The organism is Flagellimonas sp. ABD4_174, from assembly GCF_056160185.1.
Map to the genome: position 1 here is coordinate 621,013 of NZ_JBSWWP010000001.1, position 20,296 is coordinate 641,308.

15 protein-coding genes are annotated in these 20,296 nt (G+C 41.7%); 11 read left to right on the top strand and 4 right to left on the bottom strand.

The window, feature by feature from the left end; all coding sequences use genetic code 11:
- Positions 1-121 precede the first annotated feature (121 nt).
- The 6 genes from ACXAFK_RS02765 (at position 122) to ACXAFK_RS02790 (ending at position 8,196) form a co-directional block, all read left to right on the top strand.
- Positions 122-904 carry a DUF3108 domain-containing protein gene (locus ACXAFK_RS02765; protein WP_369885649.1) on the top strand — a complete coding sequence of 261 codons (783 nt, stop codon included), beginning with the start codon at positions 122-124 and terminating at the stop codon, positions 902-904.
- A gap of 12 nt (positions 905-916) precedes the next feature.
- Positions 917-1,891, top strand: a complete 975-nt coding sequence (locus tag ACXAFK_RS02770) for a tryptophan 2,3-dioxygenase family protein (RefSeq protein WP_474956723.1) — start codon at positions 917-919, stop codon at positions 1,889-1,891.
- Positions 1,892-1,893: 2 nt separating this feature from the next.
- Entirely contained in the window at positions 1,894-3,177 is a 1,284-nt protein-coding gene (locus ACXAFK_RS02775; protein ID WP_224836179.1) for a peptidoglycan DD-metalloendopeptidase family protein, read from the top strand.
- Positions 3,177-4,811 carry a glucose-6-phosphate isomerase gene (pgi, locus tag ACXAFK_RS02780; RefSeq protein ID WP_474956724.1) on the top strand — a complete coding sequence of 545 codons (1,635 nt, stop codon included), beginning with the start codon at positions 3,177-3,179 and terminating at the stop codon, positions 4,809-4,811. Before ACXAFK_RS02775 ends, pgi begins: the two co-directional genes overlap by 1 nt.
- A gap of 172 nt (positions 4,812-4,983) precedes the next feature.
- Entirely contained in the window at positions 4,984-7,665 is a 2,682-nt protein-coding gene (locus tag ACXAFK_RS02785; RefSeq protein ID WP_224836181.1) for a TonB-dependent receptor, read from the top strand.
- Positions 7,666-7,758: 93 nt separating this feature from the next.
- Positions 7,759-8,196: a hypothetical protein gene (locus ACXAFK_RS02790; protein WP_474956725.1), complete on the top strand. Its 438-nt coding sequence runs from the start codon at positions 7,759-7,761 to the stop codon at positions 8,194-8,196.
- Positions 8,197-8,349: 153 nt separating this feature from the next.
- Here ACXAFK_RS02790 and ACXAFK_RS02795 read toward each other — a convergent pair whose 3' ends face one another.
- Positions 8,350-9,387: an endonuclease/exonuclease/phosphatase family protein gene (locus tag ACXAFK_RS02795; protein WP_474956726.1), complete on the bottom strand. Its 1,038-nt coding sequence runs from the start codon at positions 9,385-9,387 to the stop codon at positions 8,350-8,352.
- 101 nt (positions 9,388-9,488) lie between these two features.
- Here ACXAFK_RS02795 and ACXAFK_RS02800 point away from each other — a divergent pair, with 101 nt between their 5' ends.
- Together ACXAFK_RS02800 and ACXAFK_RS02805 are read left to right on the top strand one after the other, a co-directional pair.
- Positions 9,489-12,224 (top strand): TonB-dependent receptor, encoded by a 2,736-nt coding sequence (locus ACXAFK_RS02800; RefSeq protein ID WP_474956727.1) that lies wholly within the window; start codon positions 9,489-9,491, stop codon positions 12,222-12,224.
- A 9-nt stretch (positions 12,225-12,233) separates the two neighbouring features.
- Complete coding sequence (locus ACXAFK_RS02805; RefSeq protein WP_474956728.1) at positions 12,234-13,595, top strand: DUF5689 domain-containing protein; 1,362 nt, start codon at positions 12,234-12,236, stop codon at positions 13,593-13,595.
- A 5-nt stretch (positions 13,596-13,600) separates the two neighbouring features.
- On the opposite strand, the gene ACXAFK_RS02810 is transcribed toward ACXAFK_RS02805, so the two are convergent.
- Positions 13,601-14,131 carry a lipid-binding SYLF domain-containing protein gene (locus ACXAFK_RS02810; protein WP_224836186.1) on the bottom strand — a complete coding sequence of 177 codons (531 nt, stop codon included), beginning with the start codon at positions 14,129-14,131 and terminating at the stop codon, positions 13,601-13,603.
- Between the two features lie 233 nt (positions 14,132-14,364).
- Between ACXAFK_RS02810 and katG the strand changes: the two genes are divergently transcribed.
- The 3 genes from katG (at position 14,365) to ACXAFK_RS02825 (ending at position 17,926) form a co-directional block, all read left to right on the top strand.
- Positions 14,365-16,584: a catalase/peroxidase HPI gene (gene katG, locus ACXAFK_RS02815; RefSeq protein WP_474956729.1), complete on the top strand. Its 2,220-nt coding sequence runs from the start codon at positions 14,365-14,367 to the stop codon at positions 16,582-16,584.
- Between the two features lie 82 nt (positions 16,585-16,666).
- Positions 16,667-17,149, top strand: a complete 483-nt coding sequence (locus ACXAFK_RS02820; protein ID WP_474956730.1) for an ankyrin repeat domain-containing protein — start codon at positions 16,667-16,669, stop codon at positions 17,147-17,149.
- Complete coding sequence (locus ACXAFK_RS02825; RefSeq protein WP_474956731.1) at positions 17,150-17,926, top strand: nitrilase family protein; 777 nt, start codon at positions 17,150-17,152, stop codon at positions 17,924-17,926.
- Here the strand turns inward: ACXAFK_RS02825 and ACXAFK_RS02830 are convergent.
- Together ACXAFK_RS02830 and ACXAFK_RS02835 are read right to left on the bottom strand one after the other, a co-directional pair.
- Entirely contained in the window at positions 17,910-19,547 is a 1,638-nt protein-coding gene (locus tag ACXAFK_RS02830) for an Ig-like domain-containing domain (protein WP_474956732.1), read from the bottom strand. The genes ACXAFK_RS02825 and ACXAFK_RS02830 overlap by 17 nt on opposite strands.
- 46 nt (positions 19,548-19,593) lie before the next feature.
- Complete coding sequence (locus tag ACXAFK_RS02835) at positions 19,594-20,289, bottom strand: ComF family protein (RefSeq protein WP_474956733.1); 696 nt, start codon at positions 20,287-20,289, stop codon at positions 19,594-19,596.
- Positions 20,290-20,296 lie beyond the last annotated feature (7 nt).

Here is a 20,296-nt window from a genome sequence, read left to right on the forward strand (position 1 = left end):
AGCCCAGTCTCGAGACTGGGCTTTTTTTGTTATACTATTTTGGAATAAGTTTTGTTTAAGTATATGTAAAACAGCATAACCCCTAAAGCTATTTTACTAATTTTATATCAATTAATTGTTTATGAAAAAGATACTGACGCCCTTACTATTGCTCATAATGGCAATATCGGCAAATGGGCAAGAACCCAGGCCAGCTTTTAAACCAGGGGAATGGCTCAAGTTTAGGATACACTACGGATTCCTGAATGCGAGTTATGCAACAATGCACCTAACTACCAATACGTTGAACGGGGTTCCTGTGTACCACGTGGTCGGCCGGGGAAAAACAACGGGTTTTGCCAGTATATTTTTTAAGGTGGACGACACCTACGAAAGCTATTTTGATATTGATCATGGGAAACCCTACAAGTTTATCCGTAAGATTGATGAAGGTGGCTATACCAAGGATATCGAGATCGATTTTGATTACAAGGAGGACAAGGCCATACTCAAAGACAATAAGAACGGCACTAAAATGAATATTCCCATCCATGATCAAATACAGGATTTGATATCTGCCTCATATTTTTTAAGGAGCAATTACAATTTGGAAGAATTCGAGGTCGGGGATGCCATAAACCTGGATATGTTGTTTGATGATGATGGGGTGTTCAAGTTTCAATTAAAATATTTGGGAAAAGAAATACTCAGAACCAAGTTTGGAAAGGTGGAATGTCTTAAATTTAGGCCATTGGTTCAGTCCGGACGTGTTTTTAAAGAAAAAGAGAGTCTCACTCTTTGGGTATCAAACGATTGGAACAAAATTCCTATCAGGATCAAGGCGGATTTGGCCGTAGGCTCGCTCAAAGCGGATTTGGATGGCTACAACGGTTTAAAGAACCAGTTTAAAATAATAATGAAATAGTAGTAGGCATTAATGGACAAGAATGCAAAAATCGCTTCCCAGATAAACAAGCTAGAAGAAAAGTTCAAAAATTCGGGCCAAGACCTGAGTTCGTACTTGGACGGCCTGCTCTATCAAAAATACCTCACCTATTGGGATTACATTCATTTGGACACCCTGCTCAGTCTACAGGTGCCCAGAACGCATTTTCCCGACGAGGAAATCTTCATTATGTACCACCAGATCACGGAACTTTATTTTAAACTTATTCTTCATGAGCAAAAGCAAATTGTAGAGGACAGGTCACAGGATGTACTTTTTTTTACCGAAAAGGCACGGCGAATAAACAGTTATTTCAAAGCACTCATCTCTTCATTCAGTATAATGATCAAAGGGATGGAGCGGGAGCAGTTCCTAAGATATCGGATGGCCTTGTTGCCAGCAAGTGGATTTCAGTCCGCACAGTATAGGATGATAGAGTTCTACGCCACACCATTGGAAAATTTGGTACATTCCACGCAAAGGGACACATTCTCATCAGAAAATATCATTGAAGAATTGTTTGAGCAGGTATACTGGAAAAAAGGGGCCACCGATTTGGCCACTGGGGAGAAAACACTCACCCTAAAACAGTTTGAGGTGCGATATACCCCACGACTTTTACGAATTGCCAACGCGGTAAAGAACAGTACTATTTATCATAAATATCTGCAATTGCCCGAGGTATCGCGGAACAATGAAGAATTGATCTCTGCGTTAAAGGAGTTGGATATGAACGCCAACGTTAATTGGCCTTTAATGCACATGGGCTCGGCCCATAGATATTTGGCCAAGGAAGGCAAGGATGTAGAGGCCACGGGAGGGACAAATTGGAAAGAGTATTTGCCCCCCAGTTTTCAGAAAATAATATTTTTCCCAACTTTGTACTCAGATTATGAACTGGATACGTGGGGTAAACAATGGGTGGATCATATTTTTAACCCAGCAAACGTAGAATACAAGGAATAGAAATGCATAGAATTATTGGGGCAATGTTGACACTTATGGTTGTATTGGTGTCATGCAAAGAAACAAGAGAACCATTGGAAGAGGTGGCAACGGTTGAAACTATTGTGAAACCACCGGTCTTGCATTATGGTTTTGATCTTAAAGAATTTAAAGTAGTCCACGACACCGTTCGCCGAGGGGACAGTTTTGGGGAGCTAATGCTCAAAAACAAAGTGGACTATCCAAAGATTGCCACTATATCAGAAAATTTTAGGGACACCTTCGACGTGCGCAAAATACAGGTTGGTAAACCCTACGTTATCTTAAAATCGAAAGATACTTCGGAAGTGGCCGAAGTTTTTATATATCAGAACGATAAGATCAATTATACTGTTGTAGACCTTCGGGATACGGCTGTGGCCTACAAGAACAAAAAGGAGGTGACCTTAAGGGAAAGAGAGGTAGGTGGAGTTATAACCAGTAGTTTATCGGAAGCTATGGACAACTTGGGGGTAGATTACGGTGTTACCATCGGTCTATCAGAAATTTATGCGTGGACCATTGACTTTTTTAGACTGGAAAAAGGCGATAAATTTAAAGTGATTTTTGATGAACGCTATATCAACGATACGGTTTACGCGGGCCGTGGCCCCATAAAAGCGGCGCTTTTTGAACACAAAGGCCGTGAAGTCTATGCCTTCCCATATGTAGCGGATACGGTAAACAATATTTTGGATTATTACGATCAGGAAGCCAATAACTTAAGAAGCACTTTTTTAAGGGCGCCGATAAAATTTGGATATAGGCTTTCCTCAAGATATAACTTAAAGCGTAGAATCGCTTACTATGGTTATAAAGTTAGGCCACATAAAGGAACAGATTATGCCGCACCGGTAGGTACGCCAATTGTGGCAACTGCCGACGGTACCGTAACGGAATCCACTCGAAGAGGGGGCAACGGAAAATATGTTAAAATAAAGCATAACGGGACCTATAGCACACAATACCTCCACATGAAAGCCCAAAAAGTAAAAAAGGGCGAGTTTGTCCGACAAGGCGATGTTATTGGATGGGTGGGCATGACCGGTAATACGGGTGGCCCCCATGTTTGTTATCGTTTTTGGAAAAATGGCAGACAGGTGGATCCCTTAAAAGAGAAACTTCCCGCGGCAGAACCCATAGCGGATTCGTTGCGTACGGATTATCTGGCACATATTTCACCATTAAAAGAACAATTGGATTGCATAGAATATGCCGATCCATCACTTTTCGAATCTGAAGAAACCCTAATATCATATAACCAGTAATGGCACTACCCACAATCAACCCTACTGCTACCAACGCCTGGAAAAAACTTCAACAGCATTATCAAGAAACCAAAGAAGTACATTTAAGGGAACTGTTTTCGGAAGAAGGACGTGGAAAAAAACTTTCCATTCAATGGAACGATTTTTTGGTGGACTATTCTAAAAATAGGATCTCCGATAAAACCTTGGAGTTGTTGTTGCAACTGGCCGAGGAAGTCGGTTTAAAAGATAGTTTAAAAAGTTATTTCCAAGGAGAGCTTATCAACCAGACCGAAGGGCGCGCCGTATTGCATACCGCTTTGCGGGCAAAAAAAGGAGAGGAGATTTATGTTGATGGAGTAAATATTGTAGATGAGGTTTTTGAGGTAAAGGATAAAATAAAATCCTTTTCCGATGCGGTAATTTCCGGTGAACGAAAAGGGCATACAGGTAAACCTTTTACAGATGTTGTTAACATTGGTATTGGAGGTTCGGATTTGGGGCCTGTAATGGTAACCGAGGCACTCAAGTTTTATCAAAACGACCTTAAGATCCATTTTGTAAGTAATGTGGATGGTGATTTGGTGCACGAAGTGTTAAAGGAACTTGATCCAGAGACCACACTATTTGTGATTGTATCCAAATCGTTTACCACTCAAGAAACCTTGAGCAACGCCCTGACCATAAAAAGATGGTTTCTACAAAACGCTAAGGAAAAAGACGTGGCCGATCATTTTGTTGCCGTGTCGACCAATCTTGAAAAGATACAAGAGTTCGGTATCGCCGATGAGAACGTATTTCCCATGTGGGATTGGGTCGGGGGCAGGTTTTCCCTTTGGAGTGCCGTAGGTTTGTCTATTGCCCTTTCCGTGGGTTACGAGAATTTTGAGCAGCTTTTAACCGGGGCCAACGAAATGGATGTTCATTTTAAGGAAACACCGTTCAAGGATAATATCCCCGTTGTGCTGGCACTGATCAGTGTTTGGTACAACAATTTTTATGGTGCGGAGACCGAAGCCGTTATTCCCTACACCCAATATCTTCACCGTTTTTCGGCATACTTGCAGCAAGGGATTATGGAAAGCAACGGAAAAAGTATGGATAGGTCGGGCAATCGGGTAGGTCACGAAACCGGCACCATAATATGGGGAGAACCGGGAACCAACTCACAACATGCTTTTTTCCAGCTGATACATCAAGGCACCAAACTGATTCCGACCGATTTTATCGGTTTCAAGAATTCGTTGCACGGTGATGTGGACCATCATAATAAATTAATGGCCAACTTTTTTGCGCAGACCGAAGCTCTGATGAACGGGAAAACATCGGATGAGGTTAAGCAAGAATTGGAGACGCAGGGTCTCTCGGGGGGAAAAGTCCAAGAACTGCTTCCTTTTAAAATATTTGAGGGCAATAAACCCACAAATACCATTTTAATAGATAAGCTTACGCCAAAAAGTTTGGGTGCCCTAGTGGCCCTGTACGAACACAAGATATTTGTACAAGGGGTAATTTGGAACATATTCAGTTATGATCAATGGGGTGTTGAATTGGGTAAGCAATTGGCAAAAAATATTTTATCCGACATAGAAAATTCAACAATCGGCAAACACGACAGCTCTACACTGAACCTTTTGCATTATTTTAAGGGGTAGATCGTTATCTTCTCAAATAGTTGTGAAAACCGTAAATAATTGTTTGTCAGGGATTTTTGTTTGTTAATTTAGTGTTAATTATATTTGATCGATTTTAACTTTGGCTTAATGAGTGTAATCCAAAAATGGATCACATTTGCAGGGCTAATAAAACACTTAAACACTGAATTAAATGAAAAGATTCTACTTGGCTATTGCGGCTATTTTTGTTTCAGCAATGGCATTTGCACAAGGAACTCTTACTGGAACGGTTGTCGACGGGGATTTAGGCGGACCGTTACCAGGAGCAACTGTAATGGTTAAAGGAACCAGGACAGGTACATCTACCGATTTCGACGGTAACTTTACTTTGGAAGTAAACCAAAGCTCAGGAACATTGATCGTATCTTATATAGGATTTGTTTCCAAATCAATTCCTTTCTCTTCTTCTGGTAGCTTAGGAACTATTTCGCTAATGCCCGATGCAGAAGAACTCGGTGAGGTTGTTGTTGTAGGTACCGGAATTATTGACCTTGCAACAGATAGACAGACTCCGATTGCAGTGTCTTCCGTGCCAATTAAAACAATTCAAGAAAAAATAGGTACGCAAGACGTTACCATGACCTTGGTAAACACGCCATCTGTGTATGTATCTGGTCAGTCAGGAGGTTTTGGTGATACCGACATGAGGGTGAGAGGATTTGAGCAAGATAACACAGCTTTCCTTTTGAACGGTCAGCCAATTAACGGAATGGAAGACGGTAAAATGTACTGGTCCAACTGGTCTGGAATCAATGATATTGCTTCAGGTATCCAGATTCAAAGAGGTTTGGGATCTTCAAAATTGGCTATCTCCTCAGTAGGAGGTACCGTAAACTTTGTGACCAAGGCCACTGAGATGAACGAAGGTGGATTTGGTTATGCAACTGTTGCCAACAATAACTATATCAAAACATCTGCTGGATACAATACAGGTATTTCAGATAAAGGATGGGGTATGAGTGTTATGTTGTCTCACTGGCAAGGTGATGGTTACAACGAAGGTAACTTTGGAGAAGGACAAACGTATTTTATTTCTGTTGGTTACAGACCAAGTGCTTCACATAACTTCAACTTTTTGCTAACTGGTGCTCCTCAGTTCCACGATCAAAACTTTACCAAGCCAATTTCAGATTATTTGGAGTATGGTAGAAGATATAACAACAACTGGGGTACATACAATGGTCAATACTTGACCGAAAGAAGAAACTTTTATCACAAGCCTGTGGCCAACCTTAACTGGGACTGGACTATTAGCGAAACAGCTAACCTTTCCACAGTACTTTATGCCTCTTGGGGTAATGGAGGTGGAACAGGAAACCGTGGTGACCGTATCAGAACGGCCGAAGGGCGAATTGACTATGATGCAATCTACGCATTCAACCAAAGTGTGCCCAATGGTGAAGGAGGATATTTCGCCGCAGGAGGTGGTTATGTTACCCGTGCATCCATGAACTTGCACAACTGGTACGGATTGATTTCAAACTTTGAAAAACAGTTAAGTGATAATTTAACTTGGAATGTAGGTTTCGATTTAAGAACATACTACGGTAAACACTTTAGGGTAGTTTCAGATTTCCACGGATTGGATTCTTGGCAAGAGAACATTCGTTTGATCGACCAAAACAACAACCACGAATCTTATGGTACCTTTGGTACATACAAGCAGGTGATAGCTACTGAATCCTTCAGACCATCTGGATGGGCAGCTGCCTTTAATTCTTATCCTGAAGATCAAAAAATTGCTTATAGCAACGATGAGCGCATCTCTTACGGTGGATTGTTCACACAATTGGAATACGCTACGGACACATTCTCTACCTTCTTCCAAGGTTCTATTTCCAATCAGTACCACCAAAGATTTGATTTCTATCAATATGCTGATGAAGCTTTGATCAATGGGACGTCATCTCAATGGACAGGAGAGCCATTACCAGCAGATATTGAGCCAGGTACGGATTCTGAAAAAGTGAACAACTTCGGGTACAATGCCAAGGCAGGATTTAGCTACACGCCAACATCCCAACATAGTTTCTACGCAAACGCAGGATATTATAACCGTCAGCCATATCACGATAACATTTACTTGAACTTTACCAACCAAGTAAATCCATTGACCGAGAACGAGAAAATTCTTGGTTTGGAAGCTGGTTATGGTTTTTCAAGCGCTATGTTCTCTGCCAATATAAACTTGTACAGAACCTCTTGGAAAGACAGGGTGGTTACAAGCTCCGACGTTGTTGACGATGTAGTTACATTCGAAACAAACTTTGGGACAGAACAATTGCATACCGGTGCTGAATTGGATTTTAAATTTAGACCAATGCCAGGTCTTTCCATCAATGGATTTGCATCTATTGGAGACTGGAAATACCAAGGTAGTGCAGTAACACAAGTTACCGATGAGGAAAGAAATGTCCTAAGTACTGAAACTGTTGATTATGACGGTGGAAAAGTAGGTGGTGCGGCCCAAACTTCTGGTGGTCTTGGTTTCTCTTATAGAATTAACGATATGTTCTCTGTTGATTCTGACTGGAGATATTACGGAGATCTTTATTCCGATGTAGGTGCTGTTAAGGATAACTTGAAATTACCGGCATATAGCTTAATGGATGCCGGTGCAACTTTTAGTGTTCCTCTTGGCGCAAACAAAACAAAGCAATTGAAAATAAGAGCCAACGTTAATAACCTATTGAATCACATTTATATTTCTCGCTTAACAACAAATAATCCTGTTGAAGCTGGCGATGAAACTTATAAGGGTATCAACGTTTCCAACCAAGGTTACTTTGGATGGGGTAGAACTTGGAACGTTACTTTGCGTTACGATTTCTAATAAACTCTTTTCATAATATTAAAAGCCCCTTGTTTTGCAAGGGGCTTTTTTTATCTCCAAAATTCCGTATTTTTAGGAGCTCAAACTATACCTATGGAAATCATTAAAAACCTACACTCTTATTTGGCCTACGTGGTTTTGGCCGTTTTGGTAATCGCAGTGGTCAATGCCATTGCCGGCTGGTTGGGCAAAAAGGACTTTACTATGCAAAAGGACCTTCGTGTAAGCCTATTTGCACTAATACTGAGCCACATTCAGCTATTGGTCGGACTTTTATTGTACTTTACCTCAACAAACGGTCTTAAGGCCATACAGACCTTGGGTATGAGCGGGCTTAACGCTCCTGCGCGCTTATTGGCGGTAGAGCATCCATTCACCAACATTATAGCATTGGTGTTGATCACCATTGGTTGGTCCCGCCACAAAAAATTTATGGAGAGCAATAAAAAATTCAAGACCATTTCCATTTTCTACGGACTGGGCTTGTTATTGATTTTAAGCCGTATTCCTTGGGGGCAGTGGTTTGCTTAAAAATGTTATGATGTCATTGCTAAAGTAGGAATCTACAAGGCATGTGAAATATTTTGTCACCTTGAGCACAGTCGAAAAGTGCTCAAAACATTCGGTTGTGGTTTATCCTGGGCGAAGCCGAAGGACACGATGTAACAGTTAACAGGAAATCCATCACCGTACCTCCTTCAACAAAAACAAATACGCAGGAAAGTGGTCGCTGTATCCAGCCGTATAGGTGCCGCCAGAGTATGTGCGCCATGGATAACCCTTGAACCTTCCTTTGTCGGTTCGGATGAATTCTGGCGCAAAGATTCCGGCTTTCCAGAATGTGAGCCTAGTTCGGTCTTCGGTCACCAAATTGGATGTAAAAAAGATTTGGTCGAACAAGTTCCATTTATCTCGGTATGCTAAAGAGCCAACGCCTTTCTTAAACATGGCCTCCATCGGATTGTAAAGGCTCGTGCTGTCCAATTGGTCTTTTTTGACTTTTGTTTTCAGTATTTTTTTCAAACTGTCATCAATGGGGTCATCGTTTAGGTCTCCCATGGCAATAATTTTAGCATCCAAATCCAATTTTTGAATGGAATCTATGATGCGCTTATTGAGCAAGGCCGCCCGTACCCGAAATGGCTGACTTTTGGTAGCACCACCCCTTCGGGAGGGCCAATGGTTCACAATAAAATAGACTTCTTCTTGATCCATGGTGCCGCCGACTACCAACTGATCACGGGTATATTCCCGTTCCCCCATGTCATCAAACAACAAAAGCCTATGACTTTTGAGCGACGATGGAATAAAAGAAGCCTTTTTGTAAAGTAGGGCAACATCAATTCCACGTTCATCGGGCGAATCAAAATGAATAATGCCATAATCCTTTTCCCGCAAGTTGGGATGTTGCACCAAATCTTCAAGCACATCCAGATTTTCAACCTCGCAGAGACCAATAATATCTGGAGATGTTTTGGACGTCTCATAACCAATTTTGGAAATGACCTTGGATAGGTTTTCCACCTTTTGCATGTAGCGCTCTTCTGTCCAGTTGTACCGTCCTTCCGGGGTGCGGTCGTCATCAAAAGTAAGGGAGTCGTTTACCGTATCGAACAGGTTTTCACAGTTGTAAAAAGCAATTGTTCTTAAGGTGTAAGCCTTGGACTTTTGTCCATACAGTGAGGTCGATATTAATACAAGTAGGCATATTAATAATCGCATTTTATTTTGATTTTGCAGCTAAAATATGTAGAATTGTTCGCTTTTCCGCAGTTTGTACAGCAATTACAACCCCTTTTTTCTTAATTAACCTACAATACGCTATGAGGCTAGCCATAGTAGTGGCCGTGCTTTGTTGTTGTGAATTGCTGTATGCACAACAAAGTACTCGAATTACAGGACAATTAATGGAAAAGGGTTCGAATGTGCCCATTTCCAATGGTATAATTACATTGGAAAACACTTCACAAGAATTTGAGACAAACAAGAACGGAGCCTTTGAAATTACCTTGTCCAAATCCGGAGACCAAATGCTCCGTATTTCAGCTTTGGATTTTATATCGAAGCGATTTTCGGTCTATTTGGAAGGAAACCCGATTGATTTAGGGCTGATTTATCTCGAACGGGATATTGCTCACGAGCAAACGGATAATTTGATTTCGCTTACCGATGGCGACCTGTCCGATGATGCTGAATCCGTTTCCACTTCCATGGGATTATTGCAATCTACACGCGATATTTTCTTGAACCGTGCCGCTTTTGATTTTGGTCAAGCATTTTTTAAGGTACGAGGTTACGATTCCAGAAATGGACAAGTGCTCATTAATGGTATTCCAGTGAATAAATTTTTTGATGGGAGGCCGCAATGGAACAATTGGGGCGGACTTAATGATGCGGTACGAAATCAAGAATTTACCAATGGTCTAACCTTCGATCCCTATACATTTGGGGGCATTTTGGGAAATACCAATATCAACACCCGGCCCTCTGTTATGCGTCCAGGCCTACGCTTATCTTCGTCAGCTTCCAATCGTACCTATCGCGGTAGACTTATGGCCACTTATAACTCAGGAGAAAAACCGAGCGGATTGGCTTATTCGGTATCCGTTTCGCGGCGGTGGGCCAAAGAGGGCTTTGTAGATGGTACGTTGTACGATGCTTATTCAGTTTTTGGAGCAATAGAGTACCAGTTCAACCCACAAAATAGCATCACATTTACCTCAATTTTGGCACCTAACCGGCGCGGACGTTCTTCAGCCTTAACGGAGGAGGTTTTTGATTTGAGGGGCAACCAGTACAATCCGTATTGGGGAAAACAGGATGGAAAAATCAGGAATTCTAGGGAACGTGAGGTTTTTGAACCGTTGTTTCTCTTGAACTATGCATTGGATAAGAATAAAATCGATTGGAATATTGGACTTGCCTATCAAACGGGGATCAATTCCAGAAGCAGACTTGGCTATTACAATGCGCCGAATCCCGACCCGACCTACTATCGCTATTTGCCCAGCTACCACATCAACAGTTCCATTGGAGCGGACTTTATAAATGCCAACTTGGCAAGAGAAGCCTTTTTGGAAAACCCGCAATTGGATTGGGGACAACTCTACACGGCTAACAGTAACAATGGAGAAAAAGCAGCTTACCTGCTTTATGATGATATTGCTCACAACACAACTATTTCTGCAGCCACTAGCTTCAATTATACATTGAGAGATTTCATTAAACTGGGATTTGGTGGAAATTTTAGATCCACATCATCAGAAAATTATGCAGAGATTCAAGATCTGTTGGGAGCCAGTTATCATGAGGATATGGATACCTTTTCCAGTACATTGAACCATGTCGATGGAGAATTACAGAAAACTGAAGGTGAAAAATTCAATTACCATTACAATTTAGATGCCTCGCAGCTGGAAGGATTTGCACAGGTGAAACTTAATGCCAAAAAGTGGAATGGATTTGCTTCCGCCTCGTACTCCAACTTTAATGTGCAACGTAATGGTCTTTTCAAAAACGAGCGCTATTTGGAAAATTCCTTTGGAACGGGCGAGAAAATAGCATTTTCCAATTTGGCCTACAAAGGAGGATTTACCTATTTCTTAACGGGGAGGCATTGGTTTGCTGCAAATGCAGCCATGGTGGAACGGTCACCTATTGTTCAAAATATATTCATCAACCCAAGGGAAAACAACGAAATAGTTCCTGAGCTTCAGAAAGAGTTGGTAAGCAGTGTAGATTTGAGCTATTTTGTGCGCTTACCAAGCTTAACAGGACGAATCAGTGCGTTTTACACAAGATTCCAGCATACCACGGATATCAATTTCTTTTTTGTGGATTCAGGACTCGGTTCCGATTTTGTACAGGAGGTGATCACGGGATTGGATAGGCTACATAAAGGCATTGAGTTTGGCTTCGAGTACGAGGCATCATCTACGGTAAAATTGACCGCTGCCGGAAATTTGGGGCATTATGTGTACGCCAGCGACCCATCTGTCCAAATTAATTTTGATACTGCAGGTGCTGAGGAAGACCTGATAGCGCCAGAAGGAAATATTGACTTGGGCGTTGCCACCCTTAAAGACCTAAAATTGGCCCAGGGACCCCAGACAGCATTTGCGCTGGGAGTTTCCTACAGAGCTCCAAAGTATTGGTGGATAAGCGGAACCACCAATTTTCTCACCAATAATTACATCAATCTGTCCACAATTACCAGAACTTCAAGTTTTTTAATAGACCCGGAAACCGGTGAAACCTTTTCCGATGCTACGGAGGAAAATGTAGCCAAATTGCTAAAGCAAAATAAGCTTGATGATATCTATTTGCTCAATCTGGTCGGAGGTAAATCTTGGCTCGTTGATGGAAAGTACATTAGCTTTTTTGCCAGCATCAACAATGTTTTTGATTCAGTTTTCCGAACTGGCGGTTACGAGCAGAGCAGGAATGGAAATTTTGGTCAGTTGAAACAAGATGATCAAAGCGGCTCTCCCTCTTTTGCACCCAAATATTGGTACAGTTACGGGAGGACCTATTTCTTGAACTTAGCCATTAGCTTTTAAATCCTACTTATGAAAAATGTACTGTTTAAAACCATTATTATTGGATCAATGACTCTTTTAGGTTGTGTTGATGGCAGAGAGTTTGATGAAATTGGCAGTAATTGTGAGACCGATATGGCCGCCAACATCTCCTTTGAAGACTTGGATTCGTTGGTGCAAGAAGAGGTAGTCCAAATTCAAGAGGATTTGATTTTGGAAGGCTACGTGATTTCATCTGACCGGGCTGGGAACTTTTTCGGAGAGCTTTATCTGCAAGATGCATTGAGCAATCCGTCCAAAGGAATTCAATTGGAAATGGATTTGAGGGAATCGCATTTAAAATTCCCATTAGGGAGTAAAGTATATGTAAAATTAAAAGGTCTTTATTTGAGCAAAAAGGGCAACAATATCCGAATAGGCAGTGTTTTTTCTTCTTTCGGAAATCTTTCGATAGGAAGATTGCCCTCGGGAAAAGTATTTGAGCATCTTTTAGTTTCTTGTGATGGTGACGGAGTTCCAGAACCTCTGGTGGTCAACATTCCTGAAACCGATAGCCTCACATCAAACATTTTGGTACAATTAAAAAGTGTTGAATTTGCTGAAGAAACTCTGGGAGAAACCTTTGCCATTGCACAAGAGGAAACGGAACGAACCTTACAGGATTGTGAAGAAAATGAGATTATGCTTGTGAATAGTGGTTATGCCGATTTTCAATCTGAAATTTTGCCCGAAACGAATGGAGTTCTGACAGGGGTTTTAACCAAGGATGGAGATGTTCCGAAATTGATCATTCGCACTTTGGAAGATATAAACTTTACAGAAGAGCGTTGCCCGGAAATTATTACCGAGTTCACCTCTGATCAAATATTTATTTCCGAATTGGCAGACCCGGACAATAATTCAAAAGCTCGGTTTGTAGAACTGTACAATTCCGCTTTGGAACCATTGGACTTAAACCTGTGGACACTCCGACGATACACTAACGATAATACAGAAGTTAGCTCCACTATTGATTTGTCGGGCGTTGTTATTGGTCCGGAAAGTACTTTGGTCATTTCGCCTAATGCGGAAGAATTTGAGCTGGTTTACGGCTTTGCACCAGACTTGGGCGTGTCCACCAATAGCCCGGCAGACTCTAATGGGGATGATAATCTGGAATTGGTTGATCCTTTTGGCGAGGTAATCGATGTGTTTGGAGTAATTGGAGAGGATGGAACAGGCACCGATCATGAGTTTGAAGATGGGCGTGCCGTTCGAAATTCTGATATTTTGTTGGGCAGTCCCATCTTCACCTTTGGTGAATGGACCATTTTTAACGATTCGGGAGATGCAGGAACCATTAAAACGCCCCAAAATGCCCCCGAGGATTTTTCCCCGGGGATTAGGGAGTAAACTGTTTAGAAAGCCGTATACTTAAATTTTTGTCCACCGACCGATGCATCTGCCATAAGACCGGCCTTCGGAAGTGCAAAAACGGCTACACCGTCTTTGTATTTGGCCTCGAAGGCAATTCCGGATTTTAGGGCCACAGCAGAAGTTTCTGCCGCAAACTGGAACTTCTCGGTTTTAAAACGTTGCAGGTCCACTTCGGTTTCAAAGAAAATAACTTCAATAATAGCCTGTCCACCAGCCTGTAGCCCGATATTCAATTTTTTAAGATTTGCCATGCCCACGGCATCACCGTCTTCATAGACCACACCATTGCCCGATGCCCCGCCAATAATAAATCCTCCTTTTCCAACATTGGGAAAAATAACGTAACCTGCGGATTCTTCAAAAAACTGGTCCAAAGCAGGACTGGTTTCCAATAGGGTTGTTTTGGCCCTCTCCGCATCGGCCATAATCTTTCTGTCCTTACTGTTCTGGGCTATAGCACTTGTTCCAATAAACATCAAGGCCACAACGATCACTGATTTTATTTTTTTCATATCTGTTGTTTTTTGTATTCAATTCAAAGGTAGAAAACGCGTAAGTCGTTTACAGGAAAGACTTTCACAATAATTGTTAAGAAAAGCATATGAGCTAAACTTTACATATAATGAATCAATAAGGATAGAGAACAGTTATGATTTAATAGTATTTTAATATTAAACGTCTATGATTAGAGATCTACTTTTTGTAATTTTAGTAATCCGAAAAACCTTTAAAAAACAATATCATCATGAGTAAAGAAATGGCTAATGGGGCAGATGCAAGTCAATGTCCTTTTTTAAGTGAAGTTGCCGGTGGAGGTACGCAGAATGAAGATTGGTGGCCTAATCGATTAAGGTTGGAACTTTTGAGCCAACACTCAGAAAAATCGAACCCACATGGAAAAGATTTTAATTACGCCGAAGAATTTAAGAAGCTGGACTATTCAGCTCTCAAAAAAGATCTAAAAGATCTTATGACCGATTCACAGGATTGGTGGCCTGCCGACTTTGGCAGTTATGCCGGTTTGTTTATTCGAATGGCATGGCATAGTGCCGGAACCTATAGAGTGCAAGATGGACGTGGAGGAGGAGGCCGAGGGCAACAAAGATTTGCTCCATTGAACTCCTGGCCCGACAACGTGAGTTTGGACAAGGCTCGACGCTTGTTATGGCCCATTAAACAAAAATACGGCCAGAAAATATCGTGGGCGGACCTTATGATATTAGCAGGGAACGTCGCCTTGGAATCCACAGGTTTCCGCACCTTTGGTTTTGCCGGAGGTCGAGAAGATGTATGGGAACCGGACCAAGATGTTTACTGGGGGAACGAAACTGAATGGTTGGCATTGAGTGATGCCCCGAACAGTCGCTACCAACATAATAAAGAGGAGCGAGAAATAGAAAATCCATTGGCCGCAGTACAAATGGGATTGATCTACGTAAATCCAGAAGGTCCGGATGGCAATCCCGATCCAGTAGCTGCCGCACACGACATCCGAGAGACGTTTGAGCGAATGGCAATGAACGACGAAGAGACCGTGGCATTGATTGCCGGTGGGCATACCATAGGTAAAACACACGGTAATGGTGATGGCGCAAAAGTGGATATGGATGCAGACCCAGAAGCAGCAGATTTGGCATCGCAAGGCTTTGGCTGGGAAAATATGAACGGTTCAGGAAAAGGTCCAGACGCCTTTACTTCTGGGTTGGAAGTAATTTGGACATCTACCCCTGTACAGTGGAGCAACGATTTCTTCAAATTCTTGTTCGAGTATGATTGGGAACTGACCAAAAGCCCTGCCGGTGCTCACCAATGGGTAGCGGCAAATGCCGAGGCCATTATTCCTGATCCTTTTGGAGGCCCCAATAGAAAACCCACTATGTTGACAACGGACCTGTCCTTGCGTTTTGATCCTGCATATGAGAAGATTTCACGAAAATTCTACAACGACCCACAGGCCTTTGCCGAGGCTTATGCCCGAGCGTGGTTTAAACTGACACACCGAGATATGGGACCGGTTTCCCGATTCCTTGGACCAGAAGTGCCCAAAGAAGAATTGATTTGGCAAGACCCAATTCCCGCTGTGGACTATGCTTTGGTCGATGATGCCGATGTGGCATTGTTGAAAACGAAGATATTGGATTCCGATCTCTCAGTATCCGATTTGGTCTACACGGCTTGGTCATCGGCAGCTACTTTTCGAGGGGGTGATAAACGTGGGGGAGCCAACGGCGCCCGCATCAATTTGGAACCTATGAAAAGCTGGGAAGTAAACAAAGGAACCGATAAAACCATACAGGTTTTGGAGGGAATCAAAGATGAATTCAACAAGAATGCAGGTGGCGGAAAAAAAATATCACTTGCAGATATGATCGTCTTGGGGGGTAGTGCCGCTATAGAAAAAGCAGCCGAGGACGCTGGTGTTTCTACCAAAGTACCGTTTACTCCAGGTCGTAACGATGCAAAACAAGAGCAGACCGAAATAGAATCAGTGGACTTTTTGAACACGCCTTATGATGGATTTAGAAACTATGTGGTGGATGGGGTTAAAGTTCCCGCAGAACATTTATTGGTGGACAAAGCTCAATTGTTGACACTTACCGTACCGGAAATGACCGCCCTTATTGGAGGTTTGCGCGTACTTGGAGCCAATTTTGATGGGTCGAGACACGGGGTTTTTACCGAGAATATTGGAGTGTTGAGCAACGATTTCTTTGTGAATCTTCTCGATATGTCTACGGAATGGAAAGCTGCCAACGAAGAAAAATCATTATACGAGGGCGTTGACCGAAAAACCGGTGAGTTTAAATGGTCGGGTACCCGTGTGGATTTGGTATTTGGATCAAACTCCATTTTACGAGCAATAGCAGAGGTTTATGCCGAGTCCGGGTCAAAAACAAAATTCATAAAAGATTTTGTGGCTGCATGGACAAAGGTGATGAACTTAGACCGATTTGATTTGAATTAAAACATAATAAACAGAAAAAGGAAATCAATTTCAATACTGCCATGACCCATACGGTTGTGGCAGTTTTTTTATAACTTTCAGCATGACTAAAAATAGGAAGGAAGAACTCTTCAACCATATAAGAAATGGAAATCTCCAAGGAGTGGAAGGCCTATTGCAGACCGATCCAGTACTCTTGGAAACACAAGATCAACGTGGATCAACACCATTGCTTTTGGCTGCGTATTATGGACATAGCGATATTGTTCGGTCCTTGCTGAACAAAGGGGCCAAAGTCGATGCTTTGGACGGTTCCGGAAACACCGCTCTAATGGGAGTTTGCTTTAAAGGATATACAGGTATTGCAGAAACTCTGATCAATGCAGGGGCCAGTGTAAATGTAAAGAATGCGATGGGAGCTACCTGTCTAATTTATGCGGTTACCTTTAACCGGAAAGATATGGCGGAACTATTGCTTAAAAATGGCGCAGATGCCACAGTAAAGGATGCAAGGGGTAAAACAGCCATGGATCATGTGTTGGAACAAGGCATCACCGAAATGCAGGAACTCCTAAAAAAATATTAGATGTATCCCACAATAAACCTGGCATTGATCCAAACCGATCTGCATTGGGAAAAACCCGAAGCCAATAGAAAAATGTTCGAGGATAAAATAGCAGGCATTTCGCATGATGTGGATTTGATCGTGCTACCAGAAATGTTCACTACCGGGTTTACCATGAATCCGGATGTCATAGCAAAGGAAGAAAGCGAAATTACTGTACAATGGATGCATACTATTGCTCAAAACAATAATGCGGCGGTTATGGGAAGCATTGTGTGTCGGGAAGAAGATGCATTTTACAACCGTTTGTTCTTTGTTTCCCCAGATCAGGAAATGTACACCTATAATAAAAGGCACACATTTACCTTGGCGGGAGAAAATGAGGTTTATAAAGCGGGAAACCAAAAATTGATATTTGAGTACAAAGGATTTAAAATATGTCCTATGATATGTTATGATCTTCGGTTTCCTGTTTGGGCAAGGAACACCGAAAACTACGATATACTCATTTATGTTGCAAACTGGCCAAAAAAGAGAATTAATGCCTGGGATACACTTTTAAAGGCAAGAGCCATAGAGAATATGTCCTACAGTATCGGGGTCAATCGGAGCGGAATCGATGAGTTGGGTTTTGAATATCCTGGACATTCCGCAATTTATAATGTGCTCGGCGAACCGTTGGCATTCTCGAGAAATGAAGAAATTCTTTATGCCAAACTGCATAAGGAACACATTGAAAATACAAGAAATAAATTAAAATTTTTGGAAGACAGGGACACTTTTAATTTGATAAAATAAAAGTTTCTTCTTTTTCCCAATTAGCTCTGATCTCAATAGTTCCGGGATAATAACTTACCCTTTCCGGTTGGATTTTTTTAAGAAAATTCCCCGTATCCATTTTGCCATTGCCATTCTCATCCAAAATTACTCTGGCAACATAATTTCCAGGTTGCAAGTTGTTGAACTCAAAAATTTGTGATTCGCGCGCCAAAATCTCTCGCTGAATTTCTCCTTTTTCGTTGGTGAGCTGAACAATTACAGGATAGCTTACGTCTCCTCCCAGTACCATGCGCAGATTTCCATAATCGGCAAAACTACCGGTAGAAAGGTTATATGAGAGGGTGTCGTTCTGTATCCCGAAGAAATCGGTGATGGCCCCGGGCAACAATGTAAACGTATAATTTTGATTTGGTTCTGTTTCAAAATCAAAATCAATTTTGTTTTTTATGGTGTCCAAAGAGGCACTGTACGGGGCAGGAATAGAATCGCTTACATTTAGGGAGACTTGTGTGGTGTCCAGGGTAACCAAGGGCGTATTGGCCAAAATGCTAAAAGTATCCTCGAAATTAATTTTCCCGTTTACCGAAGTAGAAAGTTTTAACGAATCTATGGCGAGGTCGCGCATTTTTACCGTAAAGGTGTCGATAACCTCGACCTTGTCGTTTTTTACCAGAAAAACAATGGAATCCAATTCGGTCGGTGTCAGCCAAAAATTTAAAGTATCCTTGTCCCGCTCTTTCAAAATAGTTGTGCTCACGGAATCGGGAAGAGCAGTAATAGTACTGATATCCATATCTGTTTGATTGCCTTGATACCCAAATATTATTTTGTTCTTGGCCACCAAACTGGGTACCGAAGCTTTATAATTTAATTCTTCCTTAAATAGGTTCAGCAAATAGATTGAATCGGTCGGAATAGTAATGGTATCCTCGATAAACCCAATTTTGTCCTGGGCCTGATCGAACATATTGTTCTTGTTTACATCTTTTAAACCAAAAAGGGCATATTTTCCGGCCTTTAGGTTTCTTAATTCAAAGAGCGGCAAACTATCCCCGGTGTTGGTAATGTACAAAGGAGGTTCTTTGTAAATAGTGGAATCGGTATAGGTACTGTCCATTTCGTAGAGGACAACACTGATAAATTCATCGGCTTTTCTGTTTACGGCATCTTTTACCGCTCCGGATAAGGTCAAGGAATCAATATAGTCCCCTGTAGAGAATACGTAGCTCAAAAAACTATTGGGGTTTCCTTCGTTATTGTCTTGGATACTTTGCCCAAAATTGATGGTGTACGTCGTATTTTCACGAAGTGTATCCTTTATGGTAACCTCTATAAACTTGCTGGGGGTGCCTTGGGGCTTTATCTCCGCAGCATGTTTAAATGGAGGAGATACCACTAATTGATTCTGTACATCTTGAAGCTTGATCAATTCATCAAAATAAAGTCGAATTTTCTTTTCCTTGAAATTAGTGCTAAAATTCTCTGGTTCCGTACGCGTAAGTTTAGGTGGGGTTACATCTTTTGGACCGCCACTCGGAGAACCACGTTTGGCACATTGCCAAAGTGCCAAGGTCATAAAAGCAAAGAAAAGGAGTCCGAACAGTTTTTTTAAGTGCACCATGCCTAAAATAATGTGCAACAAAGAAACAACTTATTTAAAAACTGGTGTGTCGCATTAATAAATTTTAACCCTCAGGAACAACAGCAATACTCAATACCGAAATTTCCATACCCGGTTGTTGGAGAAGAGTTTGGGCACAGGATTCTATTGTGGCCCCTGTAGTGATCACATCGTCGACCAGCAATATTTGTTTATAGGTGTACTTTTTGGACGAATCTAGGCGAAAGGCATCCTTGGAACTTTCCCAGCGCCACTGCCTGCCTTTTTTGGTCTGTGTTTTTGTGTTTTTTACCTTGATCAACCAATCATCGCAGTAAACAACACCAAGTCGATCTGCAATTGTTCGGGCAAATAGCGCAACTTGGTTGTACCCGCGCTTGTTAAGTTTTTTGTTATGTAAGGGAACAGGGATCACAACCTCAATATCATCAAGTTCTTCCTGTAGCTGTAAAAGTGAACCGCACCAATCCCCAAAAAAACCACCAATTTGTTCTTGGTTTTTATACTTGAGCCAATGCAGTAAATTTTTTATGGGTCCATTTTTTGAGAAAAATACGAACGAAGCAGCCTTTTTTATGGGAACTCTACCATAAAATATGTGGTCCACTTCATTTTCTTCCAGATAGTTATGATCGGTGAGTGGCACATCATGTCGACAAACTGCACACAAAATATGCTCTTCGGTAAATAATTGCGCATTACATCCAAAACATGCCCTTGGCAATAGGATGGTGTTAATCTCGTTTATTATCTTAGCCAACCTTTTT

Excerpts from the sequence above, each read along its gene's own strand:
- ACXAFK_RS02765 (WP_369885649.1), top strand. The coding sequence starts at position 122 with ATGAAAAAGATACTGACGCCCTTACTATTGCTCATAATGGCAATATCG.
- ACXAFK_RS02770 (WP_474956723.1), top strand. The coding sequence starts at position 917 with ATGGACAAGAATGCAAAAATCGCTTCCCAGATAAACAAGCTAGAAGAA.
- ACXAFK_RS02775 (WP_224836179.1), top strand. The coding sequence starts at position 1,894 with ATGCATAGAATTATTGGGGCAATGTTGACACTTATGGTTGTATTGGTG.
- pgi (WP_474956724.1), top strand. The coding sequence starts at position 3,177 with ATGGCACTACCCACAATCAACCCTACTGCTACCAACGCCTGGAAAAAA.
- ACXAFK_RS02785 (WP_224836181.1), top strand. The coding sequence starts at position 4,984 with ATGAAAAGATTCTACTTGGCTATTGCGGCTATTTTTGTTTCAGCAATG.
- ACXAFK_RS02790 (WP_474956725.1), top strand. The coding sequence starts at position 7,759 with ATGGAAATCATTAAAAACCTACACTCTTATTTGGCCTACGTGGTTTTG.
- ACXAFK_RS02795 (WP_474956726.1), bottom strand. The coding sequence starts at position 9,387 with ATGCGATTATTAATATGCCTACTTGTATTAATATCGACCTCACTGTAT.
- ACXAFK_RS02800 (WP_474956727.1), top strand. The coding sequence starts at position 9,489 with ATGAGGCTAGCCATAGTAGTGGCCGTGCTTTGTTGTTGTGAATTGCTG.
- ACXAFK_RS02805 (WP_474956728.1), top strand. The coding sequence starts at position 12,234 with ATGAAAAATGTACTGTTTAAAACCATTATTATTGGATCAATGACTCTT.
- ACXAFK_RS02810 (WP_224836186.1), bottom strand. The coding sequence starts at position 14,131 with ATGAAAAAAATAAAATCAGTGATCGTTGTGGCCTTGATGTTTATTGGA.
- katG (WP_474956729.1), top strand. The coding sequence starts at position 14,365 with ATGAGTAAAGAAATGGCTAATGGGGCAGATGCAAGTCAATGTCCTTTT.
- ACXAFK_RS02820 (WP_474956730.1), top strand. The coding sequence starts at position 16,667 with ATGACTAAAAATAGGAAGGAAGAACTCTTCAACCATATAAGAAATGGA.
- ACXAFK_RS02825 (WP_474956731.1), top strand. The coding sequence starts at position 17,150 with ATGTATCCCACAATAAACCTGGCATTGATCCAAACCGATCTGCATTGG.